Origin of the sequence: Pseudomonas savastanoi (genome assembly GCF_020917325.1) — a bacterium.
GTDB lineage: Bacteria > Pseudomonadota > Gammaproteobacteria > Pseudomonadales > Pseudomonadaceae > Aquipseudomonas > Aquipseudomonas amygdali.
This window is the reverse complement of sequence record NZ_CP076652.1, coordinates 2,105,072-2,119,152: the sequence shown is the minus strand read 5'-3', so window position 1 is coordinate 2,119,152 and position 14,081 is coordinate 2,105,072. Positions and strand designations below refer to the sequence as shown.

The 14,081-nt window shown below is 59.6% G+C and carries 12 protein-coding genes; 2 read left to right on the top strand and 10 right to left on the bottom strand.

Going from position 1 to position 14,081, the window contains the following annotated elements:
- Nucleotides 1-68: 68 nt before the first annotated feature.
- The 8 genes from KP808_RS09215 to leuC form a co-directional block, all read right to left on the bottom strand.
- A complete protein-coding gene (locus tag KP808_RS09215; protein ID WP_002552961.1) occupies nt 69-1,379 on the bottom strand; it encodes an MFS transporter in 1,311 nt (436 codons plus the stop codon).
- A 303-nt stretch (nt 1,380-1,682) separates the two neighbouring features.
- Entirely contained in the window at nt 1,683-2,831 is a 1,149-nt protein-coding gene (gene dgoD, locus KP808_RS09210) for a galactonate dehydratase (protein WP_004667510.1), read from the bottom strand.
- Between the two features lie 53 nt (nt 2,832-2,884).
- On the bottom strand, nt 2,885-3,520 hold the full coding sequence (locus KP808_RS09205) for a 2-dehydro-3-deoxy-6-phosphogalactonate aldolase (protein WP_002552959.1): 636 nt from the start codon (nt 3,518-3,520) through the stop codon (nt 2,885-2,887).
- Nucleotide 3,521: 1 nt separating this feature from the next.
- Nucleotides 3,522-4,526, bottom strand: coding sequence for a 2-dehydro-3-deoxygalactonokinase (locus KP808_RS09200; RefSeq protein WP_230018201.1), 1,005 nt, complete (start codon nt 4,524-4,526; stop codon nt 3,522-3,524).
- A 176-nt stretch (nt 4,527-4,702) separates the two neighbouring features.
- Nucleotides 4,703-5,815: an aspartate-semialdehyde dehydrogenase gene (gene asd / locus KP808_RS09195; RefSeq protein ID WP_002552957.1), complete on the bottom strand. Its 1,113-nt coding sequence runs from the start codon at nt 5,813-5,815 to the stop codon at nt 4,703-4,705.
- Between the two features lie 70 nt (nt 5,816-5,885).
- A complete protein-coding gene (leuB, locus tag KP808_RS09190) occupies nt 5,886-6,968 on the bottom strand; it encodes a 3-isopropylmalate dehydrogenase (RefSeq protein WP_004658980.1) in 1,083 nt (360 codons plus the stop codon).
- A 147-nt stretch (nt 6,969-7,115) separates the two neighbouring features.
- Nucleotides 7,116-7,757: a 3-isopropylmalate dehydratase small subunit gene (gene leuD / locus KP808_RS09185; protein WP_005732380.1), complete on the bottom strand. Its 642-nt coding sequence runs from the start codon at nt 7,755-7,757 to the stop codon at nt 7,116-7,118.
- A gap of 10 nt (nt 7,758-7,767) precedes the next feature.
- Nucleotides 7,768-9,192: a 3-isopropylmalate dehydratase large subunit gene (gene leuC / locus KP808_RS09180; protein WP_219171241.1), complete on the bottom strand. Its 1,425-nt coding sequence runs from the start codon at nt 9,190-9,192 to the stop codon at nt 7,768-7,770.
- A gap of 145 nt (nt 9,193-9,337) precedes the next feature.
- Here leuC and KP808_RS09175 point away from each other — a divergent pair, with 145 nt between their 5' ends.
- Nucleotides 9,338-10,207 carry a LysR family transcriptional regulator gene (locus KP808_RS09175; RefSeq protein ID WP_002552953.1) on the top strand — a complete coding sequence of 290 codons (870 nt, stop codon included), beginning with the start codon at nt 9,338-9,340 and terminating at the stop codon, nt 10,205-10,207.
- Between the two features lie 70 nt (nt 10,208-10,277).
- Nucleotides 10,278-12,470: a putative bifunctional diguanylate cyclase/phosphodiesterase gene (locus tag KP808_RS09170; RefSeq protein ID WP_058409245.1), complete on the top strand. Its 2,193-nt coding sequence runs from the start codon at nt 10,278-10,280 to the stop codon at nt 12,468-12,470.
- Between the two features lie 45 nt (nt 12,471-12,515).
- Here the strand turns inward: KP808_RS09170 and KP808_RS09165 are convergent, their stop codons facing one another.
- Together KP808_RS09165 and KP808_RS09160 are read right to left on the bottom strand one after the other, a co-directional pair.
- Entirely contained in the window at nt 12,516-12,959 is a 444-nt protein-coding gene (locus tag KP808_RS09165) for an Hsp20 family protein (protein ID WP_058400450.1), read from the bottom strand.
- 130 nt (nt 12,960-13,089) lie between these two features.
- Entirely contained in the window at nt 13,090-14,055 is a 966-nt protein-coding gene (locus KP808_RS09160) for a tRNA dihydrouridine synthase (protein WP_230018199.1), read from the bottom strand.
- Nucleotides 14,056-14,081: the final 26 nt, after the last annotated feature.

The following is a 14,081-nucleotide window of genomic DNA, read 5'->3' as shown; positions in this document are numbered from 1 at the left end:
ATTTTCATAAAAGGGGCGGATCGAAAAGCTGACGGCATTATCGCCGCCAGCATCCAGATACGTCGACATCAGAGCTCGATACGCTCTACTTTGCCTACCAGCAGGATGTACGACAGCGCGCCCAGCAATGCCAGTACCGAAATGTAAGTGATGGCCGGCGCAAACGAGTCACCGGTTGCCAGAAAGCCGATCACGATCGGCGTGGCGATGGCGGCGAGGTTGCCGATGAAGTTGAACGTGCCGCCAGTCAGGCCCAGCAAGCGCGCCGGGGCCAGGGTCGATACCAGCGACCAGGTGATCGACGCCAGACCGTTGCCGAAGAATGCCAGCGCCAGAAAGGTGATGACCAACGGGGTGGAGTCAACGAAGTTGGCACCGATGATCGAGGTCGAGATCAGCAGCCCGGCAATGATTGGCAACTTGCGCGCAAAGCCCACGCTATGCCCGCGACGGATCAGCCAGTCGGAAAAGAACCCAGAACACAGTACGCCGACAAATGCCGCAAGAAACGGCAACGACGCCAGCAGCCCGGACTTGATGAAATCCATGCCGCGGTATTTCACCAGATAGGTCGGGAACCAGGTCAGGAAGAACCATAGCGTGGAGTTCAGGCAGAACTGCCCCAGATAGATCCCCCACAGCTTGCGCTTGCTCAACACAATACCCAGGTCCAGCCAGCTGAAACCCTGCTTCTGCTTTTCGACATCCTTCTGGATGTCTACCAGACCGCCGCCCTCTTTGATCAGGTCGATTTCCTGCTGATTGACGCCTTTGAAGTCACGCGGCTCGCGATACACCGTGTACCAGATCAGCGCCCACAACACGCCGACGCCACCGGTGGCGACAAACACCATGTGCCAGCCGTAGTGCGCCTGCAACCAGGCCAGCACCGGGGTCAGAAATGCCAGGCCGACGAACTGCCCCGAGGTATAGACGCCAATGGCGGTAGCCCGCTCGCGCTCGGGAAACCAGGTGGTCACGACACGGCTGTTGATCGGATAGGCAGGTGCTTCCAGCGCACCGACCGCCATACGCAGTACGAACAGCGCAATAAAGCTGGCGGCAAAACCAAGCATGATGGTCGCGATGGACCACAGCAGCAGCGCCGCAGTGTAAAGGATACGCGGCGGCACACGGTCCACCAGCCAGCCACCAGGTAATTGCATGGCGGCATAGGTCCAGCCGAACGCGGAGAAGATCAGCCCGATGTGAACCGTATCAAGGCCCAGCTCGGCGGTCAGCGCCGGAGCGGCAATCGACAGGTTGCTGCGGTCCAGGTAGTTGATCACCACCGTAATGAACAGCAGCACCATGATGAAGAAACGTTTGCGGGACGGCGTCACCAGGGATGCCGCACCCTCAAGAGTTCGAGTGCGCATGGAATGTAGCCTCTTGTTGGATTTATTGAGGTCTGTGTTTCGATTGGCGAGCTCTCGTTCCCACGCTCCCGCGCTCAGTGCTATACAAATCCGCTTTTGATTCTGGCTGAAGGCCGTGGGAGCGAACTTGTTCGCGAAAGGGCCAGTGCATTCCCCAAAAACGCATCGGCTGAACTACCTTCTTCGCGAACAGGTTCGCTCCCACGCCCTCCGGGCAGAAGCCCGATCTACGGGCTTCTCAGGACTTATGTATAACGCTGAGTGCAGAGCGCGGGAACGATGGTTACGGGGATTTACTGTGCTCTACCACTCGGCAAAACTGCCATCGGCATGGCGCCAGATCGGGTTGCGCCAGCGGTGGCCGATGGCCGCGCGTTCGATGACATATTCTTCGTTGATCTCGATGCCCAGGCCCGGCCCGTTGGGAATCTTGACCATGCCCTTGTCGTAGTCGAAGACTTCCGGGTGCTTCACGTAATCGAGCAGATCGTTGCTTTCGTTGTAGTGAATGCCCAGGCTCTGTTCCTGAATGAAGGCGTTGTAACAAACCGCGTCCAGTTGCAGGCATGCCGCCAGCGCGATAGGCCCGAGCGGACAATGAAGCGCCAGCGCGACGTCATACGCTTCGGCCATATTGGCGATCTTGCGGGTTTCAGTGATGCCACCGGCGTGGGACGCATCAGGCTGGATAATGTCGACATAACCTTCGCTCAACACGCGCTTGAAGTCCCAGCGTGAGAACAGCCGCTCACCCAGGGCAATCGGCGTGCTGGTCAGCGGTGCCAGCTCCTTCAGTGCTTCATAGTTCTCGCTGAGCACCGGCTCTTCGATGAACATCAGCTTGTAGGCGTCCAGCTCCTTCATCAGCACCTTGGCCATGGGCTTGTGAACCCGGCCATGGAAGTCCACACCGATGCCGACATTCGGCCCGACGGCATCGCGCACGGCAGCCACGTTGGCCAGCGCCAGGTCGACCTTGTCGAAGGTGTCGAGAAATTGCAGCTCTTCGGTGCCGTTCATTTTCACCGCAGTAAAACCACGTCCGACCGCTTCTTTCGCAGCCCGCGCCGTGTCGGCAGGACGATCACCACCGATCCACGAATAGACACGAATCTTGTCACGCACCTGACCACCGAGCAGGTCACTGACGGAAACGCCCAGAGCCTTGCCCTTGATGTCCCACAACGCCTGATCGATGCCTGCCAGAGCGCTCATGTGGATCGCCCCACCCCGGTAGAAGCCGCCGCGGTACAGCACCGTCCAGATGTCTTCGATGTTGCGCGGGTCCTTGCCGATCAGGTAATCGGAGAGTTCTTCCACAGCAGCGGCCACTGTGTGCGCGCGGCCTTCGACCACTGGCTCGCCCCAGCCGACAACGCCCTCGTCGGTCTCGACCTTGAGGAAGCACCAGCGCGGCGGAACGATGAACGTGGTGAGTTTGGTGATTTTCATGGGTGCGGTTTCTCTTGTTGATTCTCTTATTGGATAACGACTACCGGAGCCGGTCAGTCTGCAAGCGCTGCGCTGTGCTGCTTCCAGGCAGCCACATAGGCTTGGGCGCGCTCAGTAACGTCGGCGACGCTCATGCCTGGCTTGAACAGCCCGGAGCCCAGGCCGAAGCCTTTCACACCTGCGTCAAGGAACACCTTCATGTTGTCCGGCGAGATCCCCCCGACCGGCAACAGAATCGTGCCCTTGGGCAATACTGCCAGCCACGCCTTGACCACCGCGGGCGACATCTGCTCGGCAGGAAACAGCTTCAGTACATCAGCTCCTTCGGCCAGCGCGGCAAAGGCTTCGGTCGGCGTCGCCACGCCCGGTGAGAGGAACAGCCCGGCAGCCTTGGCGGCACGTAACACCTTGGCGTCGCTGTGCGGCATGACAATCACCTGGCCTCCGGCATCCTTGACCTGAGTCACTTGCTCCGGGGTCAGCACCGTTCCCGCACCGATCAGGCAATCGGCTGGCAGTTGCTGGCGCAACAAACGGATGCTGTCGAACGGCTGTGGAGAGTTGAGCGGCACCTCGATGACTCGAAACCCGGCCTCGTACAACACATCGCCAATCGCAGGCGCTTCCTCGGGACGCAGGCCGCGCAGGATTGCGACCAGACCGTTTTCCTTCAATGCTTGCTTGAGCATGTCAAACCTCTCGAATGTGTTGGGACGAGCGGCGCGCGATCAGACCGGCTTGAACGGCGACCTGCCAGAGGCCGCGCTCGGTCGCCTGCTCGGCCAATGTCACGCCGGGAAAGCCACAAACGGCCAGCCCGCGTGCATAGCGCGTGCACAGCGAATCGCTGCCGATGAGGATCACCGCAGGCAATTGTTCGTGGTTGTGCAGATGCAGCCTGGCGATGGCGCCCAGTTCATGGCCAATCAACAGGCCGGAAAGATAGTCAGGTTGCGCACTGGCAGCCAAATGCCCGGTAAGGCCGAGCGTTCGTGTGCTGAAAATCGTCGATAGCGGCCCGGCAGAGCCCGCGTCGGACAGGGCAATCGACAAGCCGCGGTCAAACGCCTGCTCGTCGAACGCCTCCGAAGGCTGCATGGTGCGTCCCAGAATAGTGTGCGCGCAGAGCGCGGCGTAGACCTCGCCGGTCATGAAGGTGTCGAAGTGAACAATGCGACCCCGTTCTACCTGCACCCATTTGGAGTGGCTGCCGGGCAGACCGATCAGCAGCTGCTGGCTGCTCTGCCCGGCGTCGAGGCCGGCCAGCACACCCAGCACCTGGGTTTCTTCGCCACGCATGACGTTGGGCAGGGTCGAGCGTTGCAGGACGCCGGGGATGATGTGCACCGTCACGCCGCGCACGCTGCGCACCGTCTGCAGCGCTGCGCTCAGCTCATTGACGCTGGCCGGCGTTTCCCGGTAAGCCGCCTCGCGCCAGCCCTGTGCGCTGCCGACCATGCCACAGGCGATGACCGGCAGGCCGGGCTGGGCATCGAGCCAGTCGCCGCAGGCCTGATCGAAAGCCAGCTCGAAGCCGTCACTGCACAACTGCCCGGCAATCAGGCGCGGCGTGGTCGGCAGCTGCATGATGCCCGCGCTCAAGGCGCGCTGTTCCAATACCTGGCCGTGCTCGCCAAGTCGATAAGCACGAAGTGAGGTGGTCCCCCAATCGAGTGCGATCAATTGCGCCTGCATTGCTTCACCTGTTGTTTTATTGGAAGTGAGTGCAGACCGACTATAAACCTGTTGTAACAGTTATCTCAATATGTAAATTTCAATCCCATATATTGGGAAGCGTCAGATATAAAAACCACCGCCCATAAAAAACCCGCTGCCCTTTCAGGAAGCGGGTTTCGTGTGAAACCGAAGCATCAACGCTCCAGCAGTATCCTCAGCATGCGGCGCAGCGGTTCTGCCGCGCCCCACAACAACTGGTCACCCACGGTGAAAGCGCCCAGGTACTGCGAACCCATGTTAAGTTTGCGCAAACGGCCCACCGGAATACTCATGGTGCCGGTCACGGCAGTCGGGCTCAGCTCGTGCATGCTGGCTTCGCGGTTGTTCGGCACCAGCTTGACCCACGGGTTGTGCTGGCTGATCAAGCCTTCGATGTCCGCAATCGGCACATCCTTGTTCAGCTTGATGGTCAGCGCCTGACTGTGGCAACGCATGGCGCCGATGCGCACGCAAATGCCGTCGACCGGGATCGGGCTCTTGAAGCGACCGAGAATCTTGTTGGTCTCGGCCTGACCTTTCCACTCTTCGCGGCTCTGGCCGTTCGGCAACGCCTTGTCGATCCACGGGATCAGGCTACCCGCCAGTGGCACGCCGAAGTTCTCGGTAGGGAACGACTCGCTGCGCATGGCTTCAGCCACCTTGCGGTCGATGTCCAGAATGGCGCTGGCCGGGTTGGCCAGATCATCGGCCACCGAGGCATGCACGGCACCCATCTGCCTGATCAGCTCACGCATGTTCTGCGCGCCGGCGCCGGAGGCCGCCTGATAGGTCATGACATTCATCCACTCGACCAGCCCGGCGTCGAACAGACCGCCCAGGCCCATCAGCATCAGACTGACCGTGCAGTTACCGCCGATATAGTTTTTGGTGCCCGCGTCCAGCTGCTGATCGATGACCTTGCGGTTCACAGGGTCAAGCACGATAACGGCGTCATCCTGCATGCGCAGACTGGAGGCGGCATCGATCCAGTAACCCTGCCAGCCGGCTTCGCGCAGCTTGGGGAACACCTCATTGGTGTAGTCGCCACCCTGACAGGTCAGCACTACGTCCAGGGTTTTCAGCTCGTCGATGCTGTAGGCGTCTTTCAGCGGCGCAACATCCTTGCCCACCGAAGGCGCCTGGCCACCGACATTGGAAGTAGTGAAGAACACCGGCTCAATGAGATCGAAGTCCTGCTCTTCCCGCATCCGCTGCATGAGCACGGAACCGACCATGCCACGCCAACCGATCAGACCTACACGTTTCATCGCAACTACACCTTGAATAAAAGTGGGACCACCGCTCTGCGCATGCACAGCAGGCGGCGGGCCAGAGAGATTACAGATTCCGCAGCGCGGCGACTACTGCATCGCCCATTTCCTGCGTACCGACTTTGACTTTGCCTTCCGACCAGATGTCGCCGGTGCGAATGCCCTGATCCAGTACCACGCTGACCGCCTTCTCGATGGCATCAGCCGCATCGGTCAGGTTGAAGCTGTAACGCAGCATCATCGACACCGACAGAATGGTCGCCAGCGGGTTGGCAATGCCTTTGCCGGCGATGTCCGGCGCCGAACCATGACAAGGCTCGTACATGCCCTTGTTGGCGGTGTCCAGCGAAGCCGAAGGCAGCATGCCGATGGAACCGGTGAGCATCGACGCCTGATCGGACAGAATGTCGCCGAACAGGTTGTCGGTCACGATTACATCGAACTGCTTGGGCGCACGAACCAGCTGCATGGCGGCGTTATCGACGTACATGTGGCTGAGTTCGACTTCAGGGTAATCCTTGGCCACCTGTTCGACGATTTCGCGCCACAGCTGGCTGGACGCCAGCACGTTGGCCTTGTCCACCGAGCAGAGCTTTTTGCCACGCACCATGGCCATGTCGAAACCGACCTTGGCGATGCGGCGGATCTCGCTTTCGCTGTAAGGCAGCGTGTCGTAGGCCTGACGCTCGCCATTATCCAGCACGCGAGTGCCGCGTGGCGCGCCGAAGTAGATGCCACCGGTCAGTTCGCGGACGATAAGGATATCCAGACCGGCAACGATTTCCGGCTTGAGGCTCGACGCATCCGCCAGTTGCGGGTAGAGGATCGCCGGACGCAGGTTGCCGAACAGGCCCAGTTGCGAACGAATTTTCAGCAGACCGCGTTCAGGACGAATGTCGCGCTCGATGGTGTCCCATTTCGGGCCGCCGACTGCGCCCAGCAGTACGGCATCGGCCGCACGGGCACGATCCAGGGTCTCGTCTGCCAGCGGCACGCCGTGTTTGTCGATGGCTGCGCCGCCGATCACGTCGTGGGTCAATTCAAAACCCAGCTGATACTTTTCGTTGGCCAGTTCCAGCACCTTGACCGCTTCGGTCATGATTTCCGGACCAATACCATCACCTGGGAGAATCAGAATCTGCTTGCTCATAACATCCTCGATTTTGTGCATCGGCGTCGTGAACAACGCCTGTTTATAACGCTCGCAGCGGCGAAAAATTTATCACCTGTCTTAAACACTTTTGCCAGCAAGGCGCAGAGCCCCTTGCTGGCAAACAGACAGGTTGCGATGAATCAATCAGTCGCGGAACAGCCACGGCTGGCTGGCGCGGTGCCGGCTTTCGAAACTGGCAATGGCGTCAGCGTCCATCAGCGTCAGGCCGATGTCGTCCAGGCCATTGAGCAGACAGTGTTTGCGGAACGCATCGATTTCAAAGCTCAGCACCTTGCCGTCGGGGCGGGTCACGGTCTGTGCCTGCAGATCGATGCTCAACTGGTAGCCGGGGCTGGCCTCGACCTGCTTGAACAGCTCGTCGACCTCGGCTTCAGACAGAATGATCGGCAGCAGGCCGTTCTTGAAGCTGTTGTTGAAGAAGATGTCGGCATAACTCGGCGCAATAATCGCGCAGAAACCATACTCTTCCAGGGCCCACGGCGCGTGCTCGCGGCTGGAGCCACAACCGAAGTTTTCCCGGGCCAGCAGCACGCTTGCACCCTGATAACGCTCGTGGTTGAGCACGAAGTCATGGTTCAGCGGACGCTTGGAGTTGTCCTGATACGGCTGCCCCACATCCAGATAACGCCACTCATCGAACAGGTTCGGGCCAAAACCCGTGCGCTTGATCGACTTGAGAAACTGCTTGGGGATGATCTGGTCGGTGTCGACATTGGCACGATCCAGAGGAGCGACCAGGCCATTGTGCTGGGTAAAGGCTTTCATGCTGGATTCCTCAGAGCTGGATCAAGTCGCGAACGTCAATGAAACGGCCATTGACCGCCGCCGCGGCAGCCATCGCAGGGCTTACCAGATGCGTGCGGCCGCCAGCGCCCTGACGGCCTTCGAAGTTGCGGTTGGACGTGGATGCACAGTGCTCGCCGGAACCCAGGCGGTCCGGGTTCATCGCCAGGCACATCGAGCAGCCCGGCTCACGCCATTCAAAACCGGCTTCGATGAACACCTTGTCCAGCCCTTCCTTCTCGGCCTGTTCCTTGATCAGGCCCGAACCCGGCACCACGATGGCCTGCTTGATGGTCGCAGCCACCTTGCGGCCCTTGGCGACGTCGGCAGCCGCGCGCAGGTCTTCGATCCGCGAGTTGGTGCAGGAACCGATGAACACCCGGTCCAGCTGGATATCGGTGATCGGCTGATTGGCTTTCAGGCCCATGTACTTCAAGGCGCGCTCGATGGAGCCACGCTTGACCAGATCGGGCTCTTGCGCAGGGTCCGGCACGCTCTGATCGACGGCAAGCACCATTTCCGGCGAAGTGCCCCAGCTGACCTGTGGCTTGATCTGCGCAGCGTCCAGCCTGACCACGGTGTCGAATACAGCATCAGCGTCGGAAACCAGATCCTTCCAGGCCTCGACTGCCAGGTCCCATTCCGCACCTTTAGGGGCAAACGGACGACCCTTGACGTACTCGACGGTCTTCTCGTCGGTGGCAACCATGCCGACTCGGGCACCGGCTTCGATGGACATGTTGCAGATAGTCATGCGGCCTTCGATCGACAGGTCGCGAATCGCGCTGCCGGCGAACTCGATGGCGTAACCGTTACCACCTGCCGTACCGATCTTGCCAATAACGGCCAGCACGATGTCTTTTGCTGTCACGCCAAACGGCAGTTGCCCCTCGACCGAGACCAGCATGTTTTTCATTTTCTTGGCAACCAGGCACTGAGTCGCGAGCACGTGCTCGACCTCGGAAGTGCCGATACCGTGCGCCAGCGCACCAAATGCGCCGTGGGTCGAGGTGTGCGAGTCACCGCAGACCACGCTCATGCCTGGCAGGGTTGCGCCCTGCTCCGGGCCGATCACGTGAACGATGCCCTGACGCGGGTCGTTCATCTTGAATTCGGTAATGCCGTACTCGTCGCAGTTGTCATCGAGGGTCTGCACCTGCAGCCGCGACACCTGATCTTCAATGGCGTCGATACCCCCCTTGCGTTCCGATGTGGTCGGCACGTTATGGTCAGGCGTGGCGATGATCGAGTCGATCCGCCATGGCTTGCGCTTTGCCAGCCGCAGGCCTTCGAACGCTTGCGGCGAGGTCACTTCGTGGATGATATGGCGGTCAATGTAGATCAGCGCCGAACCGTCGTCGCGCTGCTTGACCAAATGCGAATCCCAGAGCTTGTCGTAGAGCGTTTTCCCGGCCATCGGACGTACTTCCTCATCAGCTTGTTTCTATGCCTTGGGCAATCGTGACGATGACCCTTTGGCTTGTGCGGTCATCCTATGGAATATGCTTAAATAACTCAAATTCATAATTTTCATACTTTGGATAACCAAATGGAATCCGACCATGGATCTCGCCAACCTTAATGCTTTTATTGCCATCGCCGAGACCGGTAGCTTTTCCGGGGCAGGCGAACGCCTCTACCTGACTCAACCGGCCATCAGCAAGCGCATTGCCGGTCTGGAGCAACAATTGAATGTGCGCCTGTTCGACCGCCTGGGTCGGGAAGTCAGCCTCACCGAGGCCGGGCGCGCCCTGCTGCCGCGTGCCTATCAGATTCTCAACGTGCTGGATGACACTCGCCGCGCGCTGACCAACCTGACCGGCGAAGTCACCGGACGGCTGACTCTGGCGACCAGTCATCACATCGGTCTGCATCGCCTGCCCCCGGTATTACGGGCATTTACCCGTACCTATCCAAAGGTCGCACTGGACATTCAGTTCCTGGACTCGGAAATTGCCTATGAGGAAATTCTTCACGGGCGCGCCGAACTGGCAGTCATTACACTCGCACCCGAACCGCATACGCTGATCCGCGCCGTGCCCGTGTGGGACGACCCGCTGGACTTCGTCGCGGCACCGGAACATCCGCTGGCCAACAGCGGCCCCATGAAACTGGAGGATGTCGTGCGCTATCCGGCAGTATTTCCGGGCGGTAACACGTTTACCCATCACATTGTCAGCGGCTTGTGCGAAGCCCAGGGCCTCAAGCCCAACATCGCGATGAGTACCAATTATATGGAGACCATCAAGATGATGGTGTCCATCGGCCTTGCCTGGAGCGTTCTGCCACGCACCATGCTTGACGAACAAGTGGCGCGCATTCCATTACCGGGCGTGCAACTCAATCGCCAGCTAGGCTACATCCTGCATACCGAACGCACGCTATCGAATGCAGCAAGAGCATTCATGAAACTGCTCGATGCGCAGACATAGTGGGTAGATCATGCTGCAAACCGCAGACTGATCGCTCTATCGGTTCTTTCGATTAAAGGCTCGTGATCACATGTCCAACCCACCGGATAACTCCGTGCTGAAAGTCCCTGCACAGGCAGCCGCCCCCAGTCTGCCGCCGACAGGCGCGGAGCGCGTCCTCCAGCAAACCCGGGACCGTCTGGAACTGGCGCTGGAACTGGCGCAGATGGGCACCTGGGATCTGGACATCACCGGCAACCGGCTGCAAGCCTCGGCCCGTGCGTCTGCGCTGCACGGCATGGCGGCACTGCCCTTCGACGAGGATGGCCGGCAGTTCTTCGGCAGCCTGCCCGCTGAAGAGCGCCGGCGCATGCGCGCAGTTTATGCTGCAGCACTGGAAAACCAGCAGGACTGCCTCCAGGTGACCTACCGGTTTCAATTGCAAAACGGCACATCGCGACTGCTTGAAAGCCGTGCACGAATCTATCGCAATGAACATGGCCAGGCCGTGAAGCTGTCCGGAACCGTGCTGGACATCACTCAACAGTGCGTCCAGTCGGCGCTGGAGGCCAGCGAGGAGAAGTTTGCCAAGGCATTTCACTCAAGCCCGGACTCGATCACCATCACTGAAATCGAGTCAGGCCGCTATGTAGAGGTCAATGACGGCTTCTGTCGCCTGACCGGCTTCAGCGCCCAGGAAGTCGTGGGGCGCACCGCCCACGAAATCGGTATCTGGTCCGACACCGTGCAGCGCGAATACATGATTGACGAGCTACGCCAGAAAGGCCGCGTGCATCATCGCGAAATGAATGGCCAGGACAAGCACGGCGCGCCTCTGGTGCTGGACATCTCGGTCGAGTTCATCACCCTGAACAATACCGCCTGCCTGCTGATGAACGCCCGAGACATCGGCCAGCTGAAAACCGCCCAGGCACAGGTTCAGCATCTGGCTTATCACGACCCGCTCACCGGGCTGCCCAACCGCGCACTGCTGATGGACCGCCTCAGCCAGCAAGTCTCGCTGCTCCAGCACCAGAACCTGCGCGGTGCCCTGCTGTTTCTCGACCTGGACCATTTCAAGCACATCAATGACTCACTCGGCCACCCGGTGGGCGACAGCGTGCTGAGCATCATCGCCGCGCGCCTGGAGGCCAGCGTACGCCAGGAGGACACCGTGGCCCGCCTGGGCGGTGACGAGTTCGTGGTGCTGATCTGCGGGCTTGACGGCACCCGCGATGAAGTCACTCAGCAGGTCCGCGTGCTGGCCGATAACCTTCGCGAGCTGCTGGCCGAGCCGATGTTCCTCGACGGTCATCGCCTGCAGGTCACGCCGAGCATCGGCATCGTTCTGATTCCGGACGATGGCCTGGCCCCTGCCGATTTGCTCAAACGGGCCGATATTGCGCTGTATCGCGCCAAGGATTCCGGACGCAATGCGTCACAGTTTTTCCATGTGTCCATGCAGCAGGCCGTCAGCCAGCGCCTGCGTCTTGAAAACGACTTGCGACTGGCGCTGACCCGCAACGAATTCCAGCTGCACTTCCAGGCCCAGATCGATTGCCGGGACCAGTACATTACCGGCGCAGAGGCGCTGCTGCGCTGGGACCACCCCGAATACGGGTTGCTGTCGCCTGATCAGTTTGTCCAGATACTTGAAGAAAGCGGGATGATTCTGGAGGTCGGCAGCCACATTCTGGACGAAGCCTGCAAAACCGGCGGCCTGCTTTTAAAGCAGGGGCTGATCTCGAAAAACAAATTCCTGATGGGCGTCAATATCAGCCCGCGTCAGTTCCGCCAGAACGATTTTATCGAGCGTGTGCAACACAGCCTCAAGTTGCACCAGTTGCCTGCCTCCATGCTCAAGCTGGAAATCACCGAAGGCATTGTCATCCAGAACCTTGATGACACGATCCTCAAAATGCGCAGCCTGAAAGAATTGGGCGTGAGCTTTGCGATGGACGACTTCGGCACCGGCTACTCCTCACTGACTTACCTCAAGCGCTTGCCGGTGGATACGCTGAAGATTGACCAGTCCTTCGTTCAGGACGCCACCAGCGACCCCAACGATGCAGAAATCATTCGCGCCATCGTGGCCATGGCTCAGAGCCTCAACCTTAACGTCATCGCTGAAGGCGTCGAAACGCCGGAGCAGCTGGCGTTCCTGGAAAGAGTGGGCTGTTACAACTATCAAGGCTACCTGTTCAGCGAACCGCTGCCGGGGCCGCAGTTCGAGAACCTGCTGCAGCTCAAGCGGCAGTTACAGGAAAGTGCGTCTCTGGAGTGAAGACAGAAAAGGCGCCCGAAGGCGCCTCTTCTATAGAACAACTGATTAGCTGCCCAGTACTTTCTGGGTATTGAGCGGAATGCGCTTTGGTTTTGCTTCTTCCGGCACGTTGCGCACCAGGTCGATGCTCAACAGGCCATGAGACAGGTCGGCACCCTTGACCTCGATATTGTCGGCCAGCCTGAACGACAGCTTGAATTCACGCCGGGCAATACCCTGATGCAGATAGGTCACGTTGTCGGCTTCCTGCTCGCGCTTGTTGCCGATCACGGTCAATACGCCCTTCTCGACTTGTAGTTCAAGGTCCTGCTCTTGCATGCCTGCTGCAGCAATCACGATCCGGTAATGATCATCGGTATGCCGCTCCACGTTGTAGGGAGGGTAACCGCTGGCTGTCTCATTTCGTGCTGCCGACTCGAAAAGGTCGTTGAAGCGGTCGAAACCCACGGAATGACGAAAGAGTGGGGCCAGTGAAAATGCAGTCGCCATGATAAGTTCTCCTGTTTGTCAGCGAGTGGTTTACGCGACCCGTATCCGGCATCGCTTGATCACCAAAATAGGGATACCCATTCACTTTTCAAGAGACTTTTTTCAGGTTTTTTTTGACCGTTCGTCGGGGTTAGCTTTGGGGTAAGCCGCTGGGCAGGCAGCCCAACATCACACCGATTCGATCACAGTCGGTTTCGCGGCGTAGCGCATTGAACATCAGGGTCGCCTCAGGGTAGCTCTTGGTCAGCAGCACCAACCACTGCTTGAGACGACCCGGCGCCTGAATGAGCGTCATTTTAATCAAACAGGCCTGCCAGAAAGCGCGCAGCATCGGCTGCAACTCGTCCCAGGTCATCGGCACGACCTCTTCCCCCTTCTGTGCCGCAGCAATCTGCCGGGCCAGATCAGGGCGCGCCACCAGCCCGCGACCAATCATGATGTCGCGTGCGCCGCATATTTCCCGGCAACGACGCCAATCATCAACGGTCCAGATTTCACCGTTGGCCACCACGGGGACCTTGACCACCTCCTGAATGCGCGCAATCCACTCCCAGTGCGCGGGCGGCTTGTAACCGTCGACCTTGGTGCGCGCATGAACGACGATTTGCTCTGCCCCGCCGTCAGCCAGTGCCCGGGCACAGTCCAGCGCGCCATCGGTGTTTTCGTAACCCAGGCGCATCTTGGCGGTCACTGGAATATGCCTGGGTACCGCACGGCGTACCTGGCTGACAATGGAATGCAGCAGTTCCGGCTCTTTGAGCAGAATTGCGCCGCCACGCGAGCGGTTGACGGTCTTGGCCGGGCAGCCGAAGTTGAGGTCCAGTACCGGTGCACCCAACTCACAGGCGAACGCGGCATTCTCGGCCAGACATGCTGGGTCGGAGCCCAACAGCTGGAGCCGCAACGGCGTGCCTGCGTCGGTCTTCGCGCCTTTGTGGAATTCCGAAGCGTATTTGTAAAAGTAGTGTGCAGGCATCAAACGCTCGGACACCCGAATGAATTCAGTCACGCACCAGTCGATACCACCTACTTTCGTCAGGGCATCGCGCAGGATGTCGTCGACCAACCCCTCCATGGGCGCCAGAGCAATTTGCATGAGTCACACTCGAAAAAAGTCCGGCA

Excerpts from the sequence above, each read along its gene's own strand:
- KP808_RS09215 (WP_002552961.1), bottom strand. The coding sequence starts at position 1,379 with ATGCGCACTCGAACTCTTGAGGGTGCGGCATCCCTGGTGACGCCGTCC.
- dgoD (WP_004667510.1), bottom strand. The coding sequence starts at position 2,831 with ATGAAAATCACCAAACTCACCACGTTCATCGTTCCGCCGCGCTGGTGC.
- KP808_RS09205 (WP_002552959.1), bottom strand. The coding sequence starts at position 3,520 with ATGCTCAAGCAAGCATTGAAGGAAAACGGTCTGGTCGCAATCCTGCGC.
- KP808_RS09200 (WP_230018201.1), bottom strand. The coding sequence starts at position 4,526 with ATGCAGGCGCAATTGATCGCACTCGATTGGGGGACCACCTCACTTCGT.
- asd (WP_002552957.1), bottom strand. The coding sequence starts at position 5,815 with ATGAAACGTGTAGGTCTGATCGGTTGGCGTGGCATGGTCGGTTCCGTG.
- leuB (WP_004658980.1), bottom strand. The coding sequence starts at position 6,968 with ATGAGCAAGCAGATTCTGATTCTCCCAGGTGATGGTATTGGTCCGGAA.
- leuD (WP_005732380.1), bottom strand. The coding sequence starts at position 7,757 with ATGAAAGCCTTTACCCAGCACAATGGCCTGGTCGCTCCTCTGGATCGT.
- leuC (WP_219171241.1), bottom strand. The coding sequence starts at position 9,192 with ATGGCCGGGAAAACGCTCTACGACAAGCTCTGGGATTCGCATTTGGTC.
- KP808_RS09175 (WP_002552953.1), top strand. The coding sequence starts at position 9,338 with ATGGATCTCGCCAACCTTAATGCTTTTATTGCCATCGCCGAGACCGGT.
- KP808_RS09170 (WP_058409245.1), top strand. The coding sequence starts at position 10,278 with ATGTCCAACCCACCGGATAACTCCGTGCTGAAAGTCCCTGCACAGGCA.
- KP808_RS09165 (WP_058400450.1), bottom strand. The coding sequence starts at position 12,959 with ATGGCGACTGCATTTTCACTGGCCCCACTCTTTCGTCATTCCGTGGGT.
- KP808_RS09160 (WP_230018199.1), bottom strand. The coding sequence starts at position 14,055 with ATGCAAATTGCTCTGGCGCCCATGGAGGGGTTGGTCGACGACATCCTG.